Source organism: Rhodococcus baikonurensis, from assembly GCF_040489275.1.
In the GTDB taxonomy this organism is placed as follows: Bacteria; Actinomycetota; Actinomycetes; order Mycobacteriales; family Mycobacteriaceae; genus Rhodococcus_F; species Rhodococcus_F baikonurensis.
Map to the genome: position 1 here is coordinate 1 of NZ_JBEUOQ010000006.1, position 18,076 is coordinate 18,076.

Genomic DNA, 18,076 nt, shown 5'->3' on the forward strand with positions numbered 1-18,076 from the left:
GGTGGGGAACTATCTGGCCGTACGCGGGGAGAAACCATGGCCACAAAATGCGCCATAAATGGCCGCCAGTGGGGAGCTTACGATGGCCGTCGACAGTCGTCGGTGCCGGTATCTGCTGGCGAGCTGACGTTGACTGGTCTTGCTGCCGACGTATCGGCAGGTTCAACCGTTGATGCTGAGGTCGGCTATCTCACTCTGGCTGGTCTTGATGCTGATGTGACTACGTCGATTGGCCCTGTGTTCGATCCTGGTGAGTTGCTTTTCGAGGGCCTGGAAGCGTCGGTGTCGGTTTCTTCGGATGTCGCCGCCGAGGCTGGGGTGCTGACGCTAACTGGTTCGACCGCCGAAATATCCGTTGGTTCAACAGTCGGTGCTGTCGCCGGATCGCTCACACTGGACGGCTATGTGGCTGAGGTGTCTTCGGGGTCGACTGTGACCGCAACAGATGTCGGATACATGACCTTGACCGGTTTGGCTGCGGAGATTTCGAGTGGTTCGACAGTGGCAGCGTCCACGACCCCTGCTCTTACGTTGACTGGTCTTGCTGCTGATGTTGTCTCAAATAACGGTCCGTTCGTCTCGGCGTTCACGACCTTCTCGAAGACGACTGGTTCGGCGGTGACTATTACCTTGCCGGCCGCGAACGTCGGCGATCTGTGGGTCATTGCGATGGCCACTACATCCGGCCAGATGGGTTCAACTCCGTCTGGTTGGACGAAGCGGATGGGCAATGGCGCTTGGTACGACGGCGCGTACTTGGAGGTGTGGACGCGCACGAAGGTTGCAGGGGATCCTGCGACGATCACGACTTCGGCGAGCGGGTTCAGCAGCGACAGCCCCACCGAGGTGATCGCCATGACGGTAGCCAACCAGGCTGGCGTCAATGCCTCGTCTAGCATTCTTTCGGATGGATCGACGACCGCGACTCCGCATCCCACGCCCGCGATCACAACAACGGTGGCGAAGGCGGTACTCATTCGTATGGTGTCGACTGGTCAACTGTCGGCCGCACACACCTGGCCCGCAGGAGTCACGCCGGTCACTACCGTGATCAATGGGACTTCCGCGGCGCTGAGCGTTGCAGTTCAGACCGGCGGTGCAGCTGGTTCGCAGGCCGCTGTGAATGCGACGCCAAGCAATGGGTCGAAGTATTCGAGCGGAACGATTGCGATCGCACCTGTTTAACGCTCCACGCAAAGTGCCCCCGCCTTACGAGGTGGGGGCACTTTTTGCGTTTACCGGATGCGTCGATGACCGAGTGGCACACCAAGCGGTTGAGACAGCAGATGAGAGATAACCGCACGCCGCAGTAGCAGCGCGCCAGTGAGCAACGAGACCGTAAAAATTGTGAACCGTTTCAAGGATCCTCCACTCAAAAATGCCCGACATTCTCAGAGTGCCGCAGCGAAATGGAAGGTTACTACATCGGTGCTGTGAAGTTACTGTCAGTGTAGGTTCTGAATCAGTTCAGAGTGGATATGGATAAATCGCCAGATCATACGTGGACCCGCTGGTGTTGCCGGATTATCGCGGTGTGAATGCTGATCACAGATAGAAGGTTCGCAATGCGATCGATCCTTTGATTCTTCCAACCAGCAGACCCGCATGGGCGACCCACTTTCCGCGAGGCAAATTTGTGAGCCGCTGAGGCACGAGGGGGTTCAGCAGTAACAGGCCAGCTAGCTCGATCGCTACCGCCCGAAAGGAGGAGCGTTTGAAACCGAATCGGCGATGCCTCGAATACAGGTCGACGTTGGCGACACCGAAGGAAACCGTTTGACGCCCCATCCTCATCGCGAGGGTGGGGCGTCTTTTGTCGTTTCAGGACTCAGGCGGAGGAGGGTTCCTTCTATTGCTTTGATTGCCATTGAATACCGCGGCGAGCCCGATCACATCGAACACGCCCAGAACTGCGCCAACCCAAGGATGGTCCAGGTGAAATGCATATCCAGCCAGGATAAGTACGCCGAGGACCGCAGTAAGTCCGAGCCATTGGCCGAGTGACGCCAGAAGGTAGGGCTGTCGGATGATCTTTCTGGATTGCCAGATCTCGTGGTCGTTGCGCTTACGTGTCGTTTCAATCCACAAGTCGTACACCTCAGGAACCTTCTCGCGGAGCTCCGCGAGCTGGTTCGGGTCAGGTGCTTGTTCAGGCAGGTGAATGTGTTGGTGTTGATTTATTTGCGCGACGACGTGCGCAACGATTTGAGCGATGTCGGCGTTTCCGACATCACCCGGTTCGTGTCCGCGTAGATCGCTGACATCGGGCGAAGCTTGGGGCTCGGAAGTAGATCCTGCATCGCCCTGTAGGTAGCTTCCCCTTTGAGGTCGAGGAGTGAGCCCAGGCCGACGCGGATCGCCGACCACGCGTTCACTAGTCCTGTCCTGCTCGTTGTCTCCACTGTGCTCATGGCTCAAAGCTACCTCGCTGCCTAGTTTCTGTCGATGCTGGGGAGTAAACTACAGCGTCCGAAATTCGATCGTGACATCCGAGCTTACGGTTGGTTCGTTGAGTTGAATATGCCGATGCCCACCTGTGCTGCCGAATGAGTCAGGTGGGCATCGAACTATTCAGTTGTGGCGTGGGCGATCTTTGACGGCTTCCCTTCCGTCTCCTGCCAACAGTGCCGACGCTACCAGGTATCGAACAGATGTGCGAGGGAAAGTATGTTGACCGCGTCAACACATGAGCAGAAACGCCCAGTTTGCGAGCTTCCGTCAACAGTCACGCAAGATGCGATAATTAGCCTCTGACCTGCGCGTATACCCTGTTTTCGCAGGGGTTCGAGTCCCCTTAGCTCCACCAAAAAAGACCAGGTCTGAGGATTTTCCTCGGGCCTGGTCTTTTTGTATTCGGGAATGTTGTCCTAACTCTGTCTTACGGCATCAGAAAGTGCGGCCGAAGCGGCAACTAACCGATCGTCCGACACGCGCCCGTAGACCGCCTGCGTCATGCGTTCCGAATTTTCTGCGCTCATTCGCTGAAATCAGCAACCGTCACCGACAAGAATCTGGCAACAACCTGAAGTCCTCCGTCAAACCGAGAAGCGGCTCGCCGTATCCTTGCCCACCGAGTGAGAGTTTCATCGAGCCAGCGTCACTGACTACGACGGCCCAGCATCATGCCCGGTCGTCGTCAGCTCGTCGGCGTTCCTATCGGATAGCCGTCGGCGTATGAGAGAACGCGAGGGGACAACCGCCGCATTGGTGGAATCCGCAGTCGTGGGGTGAAACCCGGTCCAAGCTGCAAGGCATAGGTGCCGCGACGTCCCTGAAACCGGCCGATTAGTTCGCGTACCGTTGCTGCGTCGCCAGCCAGATCAGGAAAGAGCACCTTATCGATCTGGTCTTGGATTGTGGTCAGGGCGGGCAAAGCCTGATCGATCATCGTCACAACGCTCGGATCAGAGGTCATTGCCAGCAGTTCCGTGCGTTTGTACGCCTTGTCCATGACACCGCTCGATTCCTTCATCCACCCTCGGTCCATCGTCACGGCGACTGTAGGATCTTGATCCACTTCGACAGCAACCCGGAGGCTCGCTGCCTCCATGCTGATGTGCAGCATGGTGTGGCGTAGTTCAAGTAGCCAGCGGTATCCGTGGCACCCCGAATACAGACCATGAAACAGCTCGGTGAGCTTGGCGTATTCAGTAGACGGTTTCCCGAATGAGTCCTGTGCCGCCCAGTACGTCTGCATCTGATGGATATGAAACGCATTCGAGGCAGTGAGTGTCGCGGACCGAATTCGGTGCGCGAACTCGTCGGACAGGTCCGGGTTGTGCATAGGAAAACTTCCGTCAGCTAAGGCGTCAAGAGCCTGCTGACGATCTTCTCTAAATACCCCCACGGAGTCCTGGACGTACCGCAGCAAATCCCGATTGAGCTTCTTGGTAAGACGCTGATACGCCGTGGAATATCGCTCGTGCTCCTCCGACGAGAACTCGCATACCTGCGTGTAGATCACTTTCGCGTCAACTGTCGGATCTGAATATCCCAAAACTGCGCCATGCTTCGAGGCAGCGTCGTCCTCGGCGTGGCGTGCTGCCACCGTCGACTCGAGCTCCTCTTTGGACTCCTCCATGCCGGTCGTGGCGGAGTCGAACCGCCGTGCGATCTCGGCGTCATTCGGGAGGCTGCTCGCGATCCAGCCTTCAATTTCGCCGATCGCTCTGTCGATAGCGGCAGTGATTGCCAGCCGAGCATCGCTCGCGGACAGGTCTTCTTCGATCCCTGACCGAGCGCAGAAACCCACTGACACGTTCATGACATCCATCACCAAGATGTTCGCCGCAGTACCCCTGAGCGGCGGGGACAGCTTCACTTGCTCCATCAGCTGAGCGAGCGCCAATTCGCAGAAATCGATCGCTGTCGTCGCTTCGATTTCACCGAGTGCATCACGAAGCGCACTTAATCTGAGACCCCAGTCTCGAACCTGTTCTTTCGGATCAATCGATTTCGTTGCCTCGGATGCAGTCTCCATGCGGCTCACGATAGGCCGCACTTCTGACGAACGTCAGACTTCTCGCGGACCTAACTCTGGTCGCATGACCGCTTCCAGCTCAATTGGGTGAGAAACCGTCCCAGATTGGGAATTGTTCAGGCCGTGTGTCGTCCGTGCTCTCAGGTGTTCCGCAACAAAGCCACGAGCGCCACGAGTAGCGCCAGAACTGCGACCAGGATTGTCAACATCTCAGTTCGCCATCGATCCGCCTTGGAGGCACTCAGCCGCGTAGTCCATAGACCCGTCGCTGTAAATGCCGGTTCCTGGCTGGTAAAGCGAAGTGTCAGCGCACCCGACGAGTTCGCTTCCGCCAGTTCCTGTGGCTCTGCCTTCGGAATCAATCGAATTGGGGTACGGGTTCGGCAGCTTATCGACTGGATTCGTCGTCGGTACGGATTGCGGAGCTTCTGTCGTGGGCTTCGGTGCCGGGGCGGTGCTCTCAGCTGTGGCGGTGACAAGCATTCCCTCCGGCACTCGCCACTCGATCCGAACATCTTGCCCGCTGAGGTTGGACTGGTAGCCGATGAACCGCGCCGTGTGCGGAATATCAAGTGTCACTGCACCGTCGGCGGAAGAATTGGCGGGGAGGTCGATGAACTTGCTACTCCCCGGACTCGAACAGGGATTCGCGTCAGACAATGCGATGTTCTTGACGACTTTGCCGCCCGCGTCGACGTAGTAGAAGTCGGAAGGCCACAGCCATTCAGTGCTTGGCGCAGCTCCGATCTGAATGGATGCGGAGAATCGATTCTTGCTGACGAGTCCAGGATGCTCACTGTTGAGCGGACAGCCCTCGATTGAAAGAGCTGTGTCGGACACGGCGAGCAAGAGCGCGCCGGCTTCATCCTTGACCTCTGCTCGCTGGCCGAGGTCGACCTCGACAGCCCCGCGCTTGTTGGTTGGATCTGCTGATGCCGCGACGGACTGCGATGAGGCTTCGGGGCGCGCCGCGTCGTCATCGGTCGATGAACAAGATGTGGCGAGGACGCTCGCCGCGATGGCACTCAATAAGAGTGTCGTTACACGAGGATTCATGCCCAGATCAAACCAGACCAACTGGACGTATTGTGTCCAGAGGTGTGATCGAGGTCGGCAGTCAGGACCATCGAGGCGTGGCCGTCATCGCCTGAGAGTGCCCTAATGCTGTCCTACGACAACAGATACCAGGTTGACAGGCTTCGGACACATGAGACGGAAAAGACTTTGAGCGTGGACGTTTCGGACGCACTGAACACAGACGCACAGTTCTATTCAAACTGGCAGTTTGGGGGTTGGGGTTCGAGTCTCGTTAGCTCCACCCGCACAAATGCTCTAAACCAATCGGTGCAGAGTATTTATTGTTTGGCACCTTTGTTGTATGAAGCATAGTTCTGCATCGATGTGTCGACCGCCATAACGCCAGGGCGTCAATGCGCAATACTGTCCGCGGTGAGGCTTGATCATCCCGTGCATTCTCGGCATGGGGACCGTCGGCGGAACGGAGAACCATGAGTGCACACGTGGCGATAATCGGGGCAGGATATGCGGGCGTCATGGCAGCGAAGCGACTGCTGCGAACTCGGTCGGACATCACGGTGAGCGTCGTGAATCCGCGCCCACACTTCGTGCAAAGAATCAGGCTCCATCAGATGATCGCAGCTGGCTACGACGCGACGGTCTCGTTCGACAGCGCGTTACCGCGTACGGCACACCGAGTATTCGGAACGGTGACGGACATCGACGCCGCGGTCAGCAGGCTTACCCTCGACAACGGCATCGTGCTCGACTACGACTACTTGGTCTACGCAGTCGGAAGTAGGCAGTCGCCCAGCACGATCGTCGGGGCGGCAGAGCATGGGTACAGCGTCGCCGAATTCGAGGACGCGACCCGACTCGAATCCAGGCTGTCGACGCTCGACGAGAAGGCTGCCATCTGCGTTGTCGGCGGCGGTCTCACCGGAATCGAGACAGCCGCAGAATTGGCTGAGCAGCGAAGCAACCGAATCACTTTGGTGACGGGTGGGATCGTGGCCCCGGACCTGTCCGAGCGTGCGCGATCGGCAATTCTCAGAACGTTGACCGATCTCGGGGTCGATATCGTCAGCGAATCGCGGGTGACGCGGATCGACCGATCGTCGTGCGAGCTCGCGGGAGGCGCGCGGGTGAAGGCCGAGTGCACGATTCTCGCAACAGAATTCGGTGTCCCGGAGCTGGCCCGTCGAAGTGGCCTCCCCGTCGACGATCTCGGTCGCCTGAAACTGAACGACCGACTCGAATGCCCGTCCCATCCCGACATCGTCGGTGCGGGTGATGCGGTCACAGTCGGTGAGAACTCACTGAGGATGAGTTGTCAGGCCGCGATCCCCTTGGGAGTTCATGCGGCAGAAACGATCCTGCATCGACTGGACGGTTCCGCGCCGCACCCGGTGACTCCGAAGTTTGCAGGCAAGTGCATCAGTCTTGGTAGGCGGTACGGGGTGTTCCAGCGGACGACTCGCGTCGACGAAGCAACGAGGATGTTCATTGCAGGCAGGGCAGGTGCATTCGTCAAGGAACGAGTCTGTTCGTCGACGACCGACTGGGCCGTCACCCCGCGCCGCTCTCTCTTCTACAGCTGAACATGAGCAGCGCTGGTCACGCTCGATCACAGACTCGATCGATGATCGCTGCAGTCTTGCGGACGTACGGTTGACGGACGACGTCTTCGTGACACGCGTCGACATCGTCGAAATCGAGTGAGCCCGTGGCGATGAGTGACCAGATCTCGCGTCCACGGTTGTTGGTGGCTCCACGGATCACCGTGACCGGCGCGGCGCATGCTCGTATCCGATGCTTCCGGAGCGCCTGGCCTCCGATGTAGAGGAACACAGTCCACTGGGTGGCCGGCGGGTACTGCAGAATGCCGGCGAAGAGTGTGCGGATCCACATAGCGGCGACGGTGCGTCTGGCCGGCTTCCATCGGGTATTGGTGGATGGCTGTGGGGCAAGGTCGACGATCGACGGATCCAAACTGATTCCGGCTCGGGTGGCCAGTCGGGTGGCAGTTTCGGTGGAGATTCTGGTGTCGAGAACGGTGACGTGCTCGACGGTGTCACCTGATTCGGACAGCTGTGTTGCCATTTCCAGCGCCACGTAGCCGCCGTACGAGTATCCGGCCAGGAGGTATGGCCCGGTGGGCTGGATCTTCTTGATTTCGAATATGAAACGGCGTGCGCTTGCTTTCACCGACCGATCGGGCAGTCCGCGAGATTCGAAGCCGTGTGGCTGAAGTGCGTAGACCGGGCGATCGGTGTGGAGCGCTTTCGCCAGGGTGGACAGGGTCGTCGAGGGGCACCCCGCTCCGTTCATGATGAACAGCGGTCGCCCAGTCCCTTCGAGCTTCAGCGGAACCATCGTGTTGTGACAGACGCGATCATCGGGATCGATTCTGCACCGATCTACCAGCGCCGCAAGTTCTTTGACGGTGCTCGCGGCCGCGAACTCCGCCGTCGTGATCCGGATCCGGAACATGTCGTGAATCTTTGCCACCACTTCGGTGGAAGCGAGCGAATCTCCGCCGAGTTCGAAGAAGTCGTCCTCACGGTCGACGGAATCGATGCCGAGAATCGACTCCCAGATCGAGGACAGCCACAATTCGGCGGGCCCGGCGAGAGTCGGTGGAGTGGAACGCACCTCGACGGACGGCAGCGTCGTTCGATCGACCTTTCCCCTCTCGTTGCGGGGCAACGCTGCCATCGGAACAAAATGTCGGGGAAGCATCCAGGCCGGCAGATTTCTCGCCAATTCGCGCCGCATCTCGGCGCCCGACCGTGCCATCACGGCTTTGTTCTGGACTACGTACGCAACGATCTCCGGTCGATCGTTCTCGAGAACTGCACCCACGAAAACATCGGCGATGCCGGGGATTCGACGAATGTGCGACTCGACCTCCGTCGGCTCTACCAGGTATCCCCGAATCTTGACGGCGTCGTCGACGCGTCCTCGGAGTTGTAGTTCGCCGCGTTCGTCGATACGGCCTCGGTCACCGGTCCGGTAGATACCGACTCCGTCGCCGAGACGAGTGAATCGTGTTGCAGTGCGCTCGGGGTCGTTGTGGTAACCGTCGGCAAGATCGGTCGAGACAACCTGTATCTCGCCGATCTCTCCGTCGGGGAGAGGCACGCCGTTCACGTCGACGATCTGTACGTCCTTGCCGTCGCGGGCCCGTCCGGCCGGAACCACTCCGGCTGGTAGTTCGGAATGTGGCGGGAACTCGTTGTATGCGATGACACCTGTCTCGGTGGTGGCCAGCCAGTTGACGTACGTGACGCGAGCGAAGCCGTGACTGCGATGGCGCGCATAGTCTTCGCCGTGGACTGCTTCTCCGTACGTCACGACGACGCGCAGGGAACCGATCGAATCTTCTTTTGCTTCCTCGCCTTCGAGATCCGACCACACCCGAAGAAAGGATGGTGCACAGTGCGCAGTCGTGATCGAATTCTCGATCAGCCAGTCGTCGATGCCCGAGACGCCGTCGATACGTGGATCCCAGCAGAAGACCGTGACTCCGTTCATCAGCCCCATGATCAGTGCCGTGATTCCGGCGCCGAAACTGACGGGCAGCAGGTTCCCGATGCGATCGTCGGGTCGCAGGGCGATTGCCGCGGCAAGTTCGTCGGCCTTGTTCAGGCACATGGAGTGGCTCAGGACGACTCCCTTGGGCGTCCCACTGGTGCCTGACGTGAACGCGATCATGGCAGGGTCGGAACTGGACGGTTCGAGCGCGTTGTCGAAACGGAATCCGGTCGCCGCTGATTCGTCGAGGATCGATTGCAGCGCGACGGCCCCTGAGGTGCTCATGATGTGTGCGCGCCTGGCGTCGGGGAGTTGTGGGTCGATCATCACCAACGGTCGGCCGGAAATCAGAGTAGCGAGGATGGCGGGCACCGATTCGGCGGTTGGTTCGAGATCGACTGCAACCGGGCAGGCCCCCTGTGACCCGCGCAACCGAAGTTCGCGGACCAAAGCGTCGGTTCGAAGTTCGAGTTCGGCGAAAGTGATTCGGTCGCGCGGAGTCACGACGGCAACGGCGTCGTGCTGCATCGAGGTGACTCTGCGCCACCTCGACTCGATCGTCTCGTCGATGACTGCATAGCGAGTGCGTTCTAGACCTAAGTCGACAACCTTCATCACAGTAGCTCCGTCCGACTTTCAGCTATCTTTTAGCAAAGACTACATAAGGTTTGTGAAAGAGGTCCATAACAAACCGAAAGTAGTTTTCCATACGTCCCCATCCTTCAGGCCGACTGCTCCGAATACTTTGAGGAACCAATGCCGATCGAGCGTTGCGCAGACGAGGAGCAGTGACATGAAGTGGTCGGGGCGAAGTGCGATTGCGATTGCGGGAGTGTGCACCGCAGTGACGATGTTTTCGGGAACCGCGCAGGCGGACCCACTCTGGGAACCCCTGCAGCCGGTGCCGAATCTGGACGCCGCGCGCTACGTAGGGGAGTGGAACCAGGTGGCGGCGATTCCTCAGCCGTTCAACCTCGCGTGCGCGAAGGACACCCGGGCAAGTTACGGGCTGGTCGATTCCTCGAACGTGAGCGTGAAGAACACGTGTACGACGTGGACCGGTGAAGCCAACGAGATCGTCGGGAATGCCCGAGTTACCGATCCAGCAACGGGTGCTCAGTTGCATGTGAGCTTCCCGGGGGTGCCCACTCAGGAAAGCTTGGACGGTCCGCCGAACTACATCGTCACGTACATCGCCGACGACTATTCGTGGGCACTGGTGGGTGATCCACTCCGGCTTTCCGGATTCGTGCTCTCACGGTCCCCGATTGTCGACGCGGCAGGCTGGAGCGAGATCCGCCGGGTTGCCGAATCCCGTGGTTACAACGCGTGCACGATCTTGACGTCACCGACCACCGAGGGTACTTCGGACATCCGTCCGCTCTGCACGGTGTGAGCCTGCCGTCAGCGTGAGCCTTCCGAAGCCACACTCCACTACGATCATTGATCGGTAGGTGTGGTTTCGGAAGGTTGTGTGGTGGCGAAGAAGCAGATTCCCGTAATTGTCGTCGCAGGCTTTCTCGGTTCGGGCAAGACGACGCTGCTCAACCATCTTCTGCGCAACAACGACGGCGTACGCATCGGCGTGATCGTCAACGACTTCGGCTCCGTCAACATCGATTCGATGATGGTCGCCGGTCAAGTCGATTCGATGGTCTCTCTCAGCAACGGCTGTCTGTGCTGCGCTGTCGACGTCTCCGACATGGACGAGATGCTGAACAAGCTGGCGAACCGGCAATCCGGGATCGACGTGATTGTCATCGAGGCCAGCGGGTTGGCCGAGCCGCGGAACATGATTCGACTCGTCCTCGGAAGTGAGAACCCGTCCGTCGTCTACGGCGGCCTGGTGGTGGTGGTCGACGGAGCCAATTTTTCCACCGTTCGCAGCGAGCATCCCGAACTCGATCAACATGTCCGTCTGGCAGACCTGGTGGTAGTCAACAAGATCGACAGCGTTCCGGTCTCCGAGCGCGAGCGATTCACGGTCGGAATCCGTGAGTTGAACCCGCGAGCGCCGATTGTGGAAACATCACATTCGCGGGTAGACCCTGCTCTGCTGTTCGATACCGGAGAGGTGACCCCTCCGGCTCCGGGCGACCAACTGAGCCTGGATGAACTCCTGCGTGACGAGCGCGAGCACGAGCACGGGCACGAAGACGGCTCGTGTCATCACGATCACCTGCACCACCGTTACGAGTCGGTTGATTTCACATCGGAGGCGGCTCTCGACGCCAGGGCTCTGACGCATTTCCTCGAGAATCAACCGCCGGGCGTGTACCGCATCAAGGGATTCGTGAACTTCGAGATTCCTGGTTACACAGGGAAATTCGAGATCCAATCGGTGGGTGATCATGTTCGGATCACGCCGCTCCGGTGGAAGTCCGGCGAGCCTCGAACCACGCAATTGGTTGTGATCGGCACCGGGATGGACTCGGGAGCGGTCGGCAGCGCGCTCCGCAACTGCGTGCGCGAAGAAACGGTCGAACCGCACCCCGACGCCATGCTGGGATTGCACCGCTATACCGTCGGGGCGTGAGTGAATCAGCTGTATCCGTGTACGAAGCGATTCGGCGACGCCGAGACGTTCGCGCCGAGTTCTCGGGAGAGATCGTCCCCGACGAAACTCTGATGCGCATTCTCGACGCCGCTCATCGCGCGCCGAGTGTGGGAAACACGCAGCCGTGGGATTTTGTCGTCGTTCGGAATCCGGAGACGCTCGACACCTTCGCGGCACACGTCGCCGAAGCCCGGCTGAATTTCGCGCAGTCTTTGCCCGAGGATCGCCGCTCGACGTTCGACCCCATCAAGATCGAGGGAATCGCCGAGAGCGGTACCGGCATCGTCGTCACTTATGACCCGTCACGTGGTGGCCCCAACATCCTCGGCCGCCACACCGTCGACGACACCGGACTGTTCTCGGCGGTACTCGCAATTCAGAATTTGTGGCTCGCTGCGGTAGCCGAGGAGATCGGGATCGGCTGGGTCTCGTTCTACGACGAGAAGTACCTCACCGAACTCATGCGCATTCCGTCACCCGTTCGCCCCATTGCGTGGCTGTGCGTCGGGAAGGTGACTGAGTTTCAACAGGTTCCGGATCTCGAGCGTTTCGGATGGCGACAGCGCCGGCCATTGGCCGACGCTGTCCATTACGAAACCTATTGAGTTGTGTGGGGCGGCCTAGCGAGCGGGGCGGCCACCGGTGGAGCCTGCGGTGCGAGCGCCGCCGCCCGTGCGGGGACGGCGAGCGCCGCCGCCTGCATGTTCCTGACGGGCAGCTCCGCCGGTGCGAGCACCGCGTGACTGCCCGCCCTGTCCGGAGCGAGCCTGACCCGAACGTGCTGCGCCGCCGCGTCCACCCTGGCCGGCGGGACGCTGTCCGCGCCCACCGTTCGGCTGGGCCGGAGCCTTCGGAGCCGGCGTGACGTGCGGTGCGATGTCGCCGACCAACTTGACGACGTGCTCGGAGTTGGCAGTCGAACGAACCGGGGTCACCTTGATGGCTGCCTTCCGCATGAGGATCGCGAGATCCTTACGCTGCTCGGGCAGAACCACGGTGACCACGTCGCCGGCGCTGCCTGCGCGAGCGGTGCGACCACTGCGGTGCAGGTACGCCTTGTGCTCGGCCGGCGGATCGACATGGACGACCAGTTCGACGTCGTCGACGTGGACGCCGCGCGCTGCGACGTCGGTGGCGACGAGGACGCGCGCTTCACCGGCGGAGAATGCCGCCAGGTTACGGTCGCGAGCGGCCTGAGAGAGGTTGCCGTGCAGGTCCACTGACGGGATGCCCGACTCGGTGAGCTGGCGAGCCAACTTGCGTGCCTGGTGCTTGGTGCGCATGAACAGGATGCGACGACCGGTACCGGAAGCGAGCTTCTCGACCAGAGCCTTCTTGGCTTCGACGCCGTCGACGTCGAACACGTGGTGCGTCATCGCGGCGACGGGGGAGTTGGCCTCGTCGACCGAATGCATGACCTCGTTCTTGAGGAAACGCTTGACGAGCTTGTCGACGCCGTTGTCCAGCGTTGCCGAGAACAGAAGGCGCTGCCCGTCCTGCGGGGTGGACGAGAGGATGCGGGTGACGACGGGCAGGAAGCCGAGGTCGGCCATGTGGTCGGCCTCGTCGAGCACGGTGATCTCGACAGCGTCGAGGCTGACGAACTTCTGCTTCATGAGGTCTTCGAGGCGCCCGGGGCAGGCGACGACGATGTCGACTCCGGCCTTGAGGGCCTGAACCTGGCGGTGCTGCGAGACGCCACCGAAGATCGTCGTCACGCGCAAGTCGTATGCCGCGGCCAACGGTTCGAGGGTTGCGGTGATCTGGGTGGCGAGCTCACGTGTGGGTGCGAGCACCAAGCCGAGCGGTCGACCCGGACGACGCTTTCCTCCGGACAGTTCGCCGGCGAGGCGGGAGACCATGGGGATGGAGAACGCGAGCGTCTTACCGCTTCCGGTCTTTCCACGACCCAGGACGTCGCGCCCCGAGAGAGTGTCGGGGAGGGTGTCGATCTGGATCGGGAACGGAGAAGTGATTCCGCCGTCTTCGAGAGCTTTCACCAGCGGTGCGCGCACACCGAGGGCTGCGAAGGTGGTAGCGGGCGTAGAGATGTCAGACAAGTGTGTTCAGAGCCTTTCGGGCACGTGTTCGTGCCCGGATGCCGACACGGGAATTAACCGGTCGAACAATCAAGCACAGTGGTGGCGGCGCTGCCGGTCGGCAGGCTTCTTCGCCGTAAGAAGAGCGGGTGCATTGAGCACTCAGCAAGAAAATTTGCGTTCTACGACGCTGGATGCCCGATTTCAGGCACCTAGTGATCGTAACTCTACCTTCTCGGAGCGTTCGACCTACAACCCGACCCATTCGGAGACGCCGTTCGCGAAGTGTTGCCGCTTCCAGATCGGTACCTCGTGCTTGATGCGCTCCACCAGTTCGGCGCACGCGGCGAACGCCTCCGCTCGATGCGGGGCGGCGACGGCGGCGACCAGTGCGAGGTCACCGATCTCTAGGTGGCCGACGCGATGGATCGCGGCAACCGGCAGGCCGGTCGAGGCTGCAACCTCTTGGCAGCACGTCTCGAGAAAGCGTTCCGCGTCCGGGTGTGCCTGGTACTCCAACGCTGAAACTGCTTGACCTCCATCGTGATTGCGCACCGTTCCCGTGAACACCACAACAGCGCCGTTCTTCGGACCGGCAACGGCGGCGTCGACGGTGTCTGCGTGAATCGGTTGCTCGGAGATCCGAGCCAGTAGCTCACTCATCGTGTGCTCCTCCGCCTGCGACCTGCGCGAGCAGGTGATCGATGATGGGTTCGAGGACGGCGAGACCGTCCTTCACTCCACCGGGAGAACCCGGAAGATTGACGATGACCGTCGTACCTGTGAGACCTGCCACACCACGGCCCAGTGACGCGTGCGGGGTCTTCTCGAGGCCCTTGGTTCGGATCGCTTCTGCGACCCCGGGCAACTCACGGGTCAAGACTGCCCGGGTAGCTTCCGGGGTTGCATCCGTGGGGGAAGCACCGGTGCCGCCGGTGCTGATGACAAGCGACGGGGAGCCCTCCTTGGCGTCAGCGATGCCCGCCGCGATGTCTGCGTCGGCGTACACAAGCGGTCCACGCACCTCGAAGTCCCGCTCGCGTAGCCAGGCTGCGATCGTCGGACCGGTGGTGTCGGGTCTGGTGCCGTTCGCGCCACCGGTCGAAGCGACCAGCACGGTTGCGGATCGTGGCGAGGTGAAGGCGTGCGCCGGAGATGTCTGTGAGTTCTGAGTGTCGCGGGTCCAATGTCCGTGTTTACCACCGTCTTTGGTGAGCAGGCGAACACCGTTCATAGTGGCTCCGGGATCGACCGCTTTGACCATGTCGTGCAAGGTCAGGCCGGCTACCGCGACGGCGGTGAGTGCTTCCATCTCGACGCCGGTCTGTCCGCGAGTCTTTGCCGTCGCTTCGACGGTGATCGAGGTTTCGGTGAACCCGAATTCCACCTTGACCGACGAAAGCGCGAGCTGATGACACAACGGGATCAGCTCGGACGTCTTTTTTGCACCGGCGATTCCGGCAATGCGCGCGGTGGTGAGGACATCGGCCTTGGGCATGCCGTCGGCGCGGACGAGGCGAACTACCTCGGCGGTCGTGACGAGTTCACCGGCAGCGACGGCGATGCGCGTCGTCTCGGCCTTGGCGCTGACGTCGACCATGCGCGCTCGGCCTTCGCTGTCGACGTGTGTCAATTCGGTCATGAGTGTCCTTTGAATCAGATCGAGTGAATCAAATCGAGGAAGTCGAGAGCGGGACGACGTCGACGAGATCGCCCGCGCCGAGTTCGGTCACGGCAGCGGGGATGTCGATCAGGACGTCGGCCCACGCCATTGCTGCAACGAGGTGCGAGCCAGGTCCGGCAACGAGTTCGATACCGTCCGCAGTTCTGCGCGCCCGCAGGAACTGCCGCTTGCCATCTACCGAACGCAACGGTGCTGTCAACGGCAGTCGTTCGCGCGGGATCTCGGGCAGGCCCGCGGCTCGGCGCAGTTCGCCCCGTGCGAAGACCTCGAAGGAGACCATCGTGCTCACCGGGTTGCCGGGGAAGCTCAGTACCGGAACTTCGTTCACCACTGCAGTGCCTTGCGGGCCGCCCGGCTGCATCGCGACGTGGCCGAAGTGCGCTCCCAGAGGCGTGAGAGTTTCCTTCACTACCTCGAAGTCGCCCATGGACACTCCGCCGGAGGTGAAAACCAGATCAGCGACCGAGGTTGCGTACGAGAGCAATTCGCGGAACTCGGCCGGGTCGTCGCTGCTTCTGGCGACGGATACGACATCGGCACCGTTGGCTTCGGCCAATGTTGCCAAAGCTGGACCGTTGGAATCGTAGATTTCGCCGGGTTCGAGAGTTGTTCCGGCACTTTTCAGTTCGGCGCCCGTCGTGATTATCGCGACCCGTGGCTTCGTGTACGTGTCGAGCGAGGCCAGGCCCACAGCACTCAGCGCGGCGATATGGCGAGGTTCCAAGTGTGTTCCGGCCGTGACCAGTAGCATTCCGGCAGTGATGTCGCTGCCACGTTCGCGAACGAATTCGCCTACAGACCTGCCCCGTTCGATGGTGACCACGTGTTCGGTGACGCCCGTGGTGTCCTCGACGGGAACGACGGCGTCGGCACCCTCGGGGAGCGGCGCACCGGTCATGATGCGAAATGCCGATCCTGGAAGGTGTTTCGGTGGTTTTCCGCTTCCGGCGGCGATCACGCCTCGAACCGTCAGTGTCGTGGGAACCGAGGCAACGGATGCGGCGTCGACCGCATATCCGTCCATCTGTGAGTTGCGGAAGAGGGGCAGGTCCACCGGCGATGCGATATCCGAGCAAGTTATGCGCCCCAACGCTTCTGCCGTCGGAACCGCCGACGGAGAGAGGGTGTGCAGGCCGGTGAGCAATCCGGAGATGTGCGCAGCGTGTTCCTCGACCGAACGCGCGCTCATGACAGTAACCTCGACAACCTCGACATGTTTTGATCCTAGGCGGTGTGGTCCGTCCGACACACGGAGTACGGCTTTCGGTCATACTGGAGCAATACGGAAGTTGGTGAAGTGATGACAGTGGTCTCGATGGGAATTCCCACCGTGCGGTTTGACGCTGCCTCCCTCGCCGGTCGTCCCGAGACGGATCTCCTGGTCGACAGGTTCGGGCGTGTTGCCAGAGATCTGCGAGTCTCGATCACCGAGAAGTGTTCACTTCGTTGCACCTATTGCATGCCGGAGGAAGGCTTGCCGGCCATCGCTGCGGAAGACCTTCTGAGTGCCGACGAGATCGTTCGAGTAGTCGGAATCGGTGTCGAACGAGTCGGTATTCGCGAGGTGAGGTTCACCGGCGGCGAACCGCTGATGCGTAGTGACCTCGAAAAGATCATCGCTGGGTGCGCCGCGCGCGTGCCAGGAATTCCACTTGCCATGACCACCAACGCCGTTGGGCTCGAACATCGTGCCGCAAAGCTGGCTGCAGCGGGCCTGACCCGCGTCAACGTGTCTCTGGATTCCGTCGATCGCGCCCATTTTGCGGAATTGACGCGTCGAGACAGGTTGCCGTCCGTTCTCGCGGGAATTCGAGCGGCAGCTGCGGCCGGACTCGCGCCACTGAAGATCAATGCGGTGCTGATGCGTGAAACGCTCCACGGCGCGGCGGATCTTTTGCAGTGGTGCCTCGAAGCCGGCGTCGAATTACGCTTTATCGAACAAATGCCTCTGGATGCAGACCATGCATGGGCGCGCGAGAACATGGTGACCGCGGCTGAATTGTTGTCCGTATTGGGAAGCCGTTTCGAATTGGAAGCTATCGGCCGCGAAGATCCGTCGGCTCCTGCCGAAGAATGGCGTGTCGACGGGACCACGATGACGGTTGGAATCATCGCTTCCGTGACCCGCTCGTTCTGCAGTGAATGCGACCGGACCCGAATGACTGCCGAGGGAACAATTCGGTCATGTCTGTTCAGCGACCGCGAAGTCGATCTGCGTGCCGCGCTCAGGTCCGGAGCAAGTGACGACCAACTGGCGGATCTGTGGCGCGGTGCGATGTGGAACAAGTGGGCAGGGCACGGCATCGACGCCGCGGACTTCGTTCCGCCGGAAAGAAGTATGGGAGCGATTGGTGGCTGATTCGCATTCGATCTCGGTTCGTTACTTTGCTGCTGCAGCGGATGTATCCGGTTGCCGTAGCGAGGTAGTCGCCATCTCGCCGGACAACACACTTGCCGAGTTGGTGGCGGTCTTGGTCGGGCGATACGGACCGGAGATGGCGCGAGTGCTGTCGGTCTCGGCTTTCCTCGTCGGTGACGAGTTGACCCGCGACGTGTCTCGAGCCTCCGGTAGCGCTGTCGATATTCTTCCGCCTTTCGCTGGCGGCTAGGCCGACCATTGTCGGCGTAGCTATTTCTGGGTTGCCGACGTATTGTCCTATTTCGGTTATCCGGTCCAGTATTTTTATATCTTGATCGCTCCAGCTCGAGTGGTATCTATCTCCACGTTCTCCATTCTTGGTCAATTGTCCAGTGGTGATCGT

Annotated in this window: 15 protein-coding genes; 7 read left to right on the forward strand and 8 right to left on the reverse strand. The window is 60.6% G+C overall.

Annotated elements, in window-relative coordinates:
- Window positions 1-1,185 (forward strand): hypothetical protein (locus ABWI03_RS15520; RefSeq protein WP_353798996.1); only part of this gene is annotated, 1,185 nt, incomplete at its 5' end.
- A 636-nt stretch (window positions 1,186-1,821) separates the two neighbouring features.
- On the opposite strand, the gene ABWI03_RS15525 is transcribed toward ABWI03_RS15520, so the two are convergent.
- The 3 genes from ABWI03_RS15525 to ABWI03_RS15535 form a co-directional block, all read right to left on the reverse strand.
- Window positions 1,822-2,367, reverse strand: coding sequence for a hypothetical protein (locus tag ABWI03_RS15525; RefSeq protein ID WP_298780508.1), 546 nt, complete (start codon window positions 2,365-2,367; stop codon window positions 1,822-1,824).
- 769 nt (window positions 2,368-3,136) lie between these two features.
- The gene (locus ABWI03_RS15530) at window positions 3,137-4,480 is read right to left on the reverse strand and encodes a hypothetical protein (protein WP_298780505.1); all 1,344 of its coding nucleotides are present in this window, start codon (window positions 4,478-4,480) and stop codon (window positions 3,137-3,139) included.
- 210 nt (window positions 4,481-4,690) lie between these two features.
- Entirely contained in the window at window positions 4,691-5,536 is an 846-nt protein-coding gene (locus ABWI03_RS15535) for an acyltransferase (RefSeq protein WP_298780502.1), read from the reverse strand.
- A 452-nt stretch (window positions 5,537-5,988) separates the two neighbouring features.
- On the opposite strand from ABWI03_RS15535, the gene ABWI03_RS15540 reads away from it, so the two are divergent.
- On the forward strand, window positions 5,989-7,098 hold the full coding sequence (locus ABWI03_RS15540) for an NAD(P)/FAD-dependent oxidoreductase (RefSeq protein WP_298780499.1): 1,110 nt from the start codon (window positions 5,989-5,991) through the stop codon (window positions 7,096-7,098).
- A 16-nt stretch (window positions 7,099-7,114) separates the two neighbouring features.
- Here ABWI03_RS15540 and ABWI03_RS15545 read toward each other — a convergent pair whose 3' ends face one another.
- Window positions 7,115-9,649 (reverse strand): AMP-binding protein, encoded by a 2,535-nt coding sequence (locus ABWI03_RS15545; RefSeq protein WP_298780496.1) that lies wholly within the window; start codon window positions 9,647-9,649, stop codon window positions 7,115-7,117.
- A gap of 178 nt (window positions 9,650-9,827) precedes the next feature.
- On the opposite strand from ABWI03_RS15545, the gene ABWI03_RS15550 reads away from it, so the two are divergent.
- The 3 genes from ABWI03_RS15550 (at window position 9,828) to bluB (ending at window position 12,196) form a co-directional block, all read left to right on the forward strand.
- A complete protein-coding gene (locus ABWI03_RS15550) occupies window positions 9,828-10,430 on the forward strand; it encodes a lipocalin family protein (RefSeq protein ID WP_298780494.1) in 603 nt (200 codons plus the stop codon).
- Window positions 10,431-10,511: 81 nt separating this feature from the next.
- Window positions 10,512-11,570 carry a CobW family GTP-binding protein gene (locus ABWI03_RS15555; RefSeq protein WP_298780491.1) on the forward strand — a complete coding sequence of 353 codons (1,059 nt, stop codon included), beginning with the start codon at window positions 10,512-10,514 and terminating at the stop codon, window positions 11,568-11,570.
- Window positions 11,567-12,196 (forward strand): 5,6-dimethylbenzimidazole synthase, encoded by a 630-nt coding sequence (bluB, locus tag ABWI03_RS15560; RefSeq protein ID WP_095969167.1) that lies wholly within the window; start codon window positions 11,567-11,569, stop codon window positions 12,194-12,196. Before ABWI03_RS15555 ends, bluB begins: the two co-directional genes overlap by 4 nt.
- Before the next feature lie 15 nt (window positions 12,197-12,211).
- Here the strand turns inward: bluB and ABWI03_RS15565 are convergent, their stop codons facing one another.
- The 4 genes from ABWI03_RS15565 to ABWI03_RS15580 form a co-directional block, all read right to left on the reverse strand.
- Window positions 12,212-13,651, reverse strand: coding sequence for a DEAD/DEAH box helicase (locus tag ABWI03_RS15565; RefSeq protein WP_042450056.1), 1,440 nt, complete (start codon window positions 13,649-13,651; stop codon window positions 12,212-12,214).
- 228 nt (window positions 13,652-13,879) lie between these two features.
- On the reverse strand, window positions 13,880-14,293 hold the full coding sequence (locus ABWI03_RS15570) for a molybdenum cofactor biosynthesis protein MoaE (RefSeq protein ID WP_003944730.1): 414 nt from the start codon (window positions 14,291-14,293) through the stop codon (window positions 13,880-13,882).
- Entirely contained in the window at window positions 14,286-15,272 is a 987-nt protein-coding gene (moaCB, locus tag ABWI03_RS15575) for a bifunctional molybdenum cofactor biosynthesis protein MoaC/MoaB (protein ID WP_298780482.1), read from the reverse strand. The genes ABWI03_RS15570 and moaCB overlap by 8 nt, the downstream gene beginning before the upstream one ends.
- A gap of 28 nt (window positions 15,273-15,300) precedes the next feature.
- The gene (locus tag ABWI03_RS15580; protein WP_095969169.1) at window positions 15,301-16,503 is read right to left on the reverse strand and encodes a molybdopterin molybdotransferase MoeA; all 1,203 of its coding nucleotides are present in this window, start codon (window positions 16,501-16,503) and stop codon (window positions 15,301-15,303) included.
- A gap of 111 nt (window positions 16,504-16,614) precedes the next feature.
- Here ABWI03_RS15580 and moaA point away from each other — a divergent pair, with 111 nt between their 5' ends.
- Window positions 16,615-17,673 (forward strand): GTP 3',8-cyclase MoaA, encoded by a 1,059-nt coding sequence (gene moaA, locus ABWI03_RS15585; protein ID WP_235171944.1) that lies wholly within the window; start codon window positions 16,615-16,617, stop codon window positions 17,671-17,673.
- On the forward strand, window positions 17,666-17,923 hold the full coding sequence (locus tag ABWI03_RS15590; RefSeq protein ID WP_095969171.1) for a MoaD/ThiS family protein: 258 nt from the start codon (window positions 17,666-17,668) through the stop codon (window positions 17,921-17,923). The genes moaA and ABWI03_RS15590 overlap by 8 nt, the downstream gene beginning before the upstream one ends.
- Window positions 17,924-18,076 lie beyond the last annotated feature (153 nt).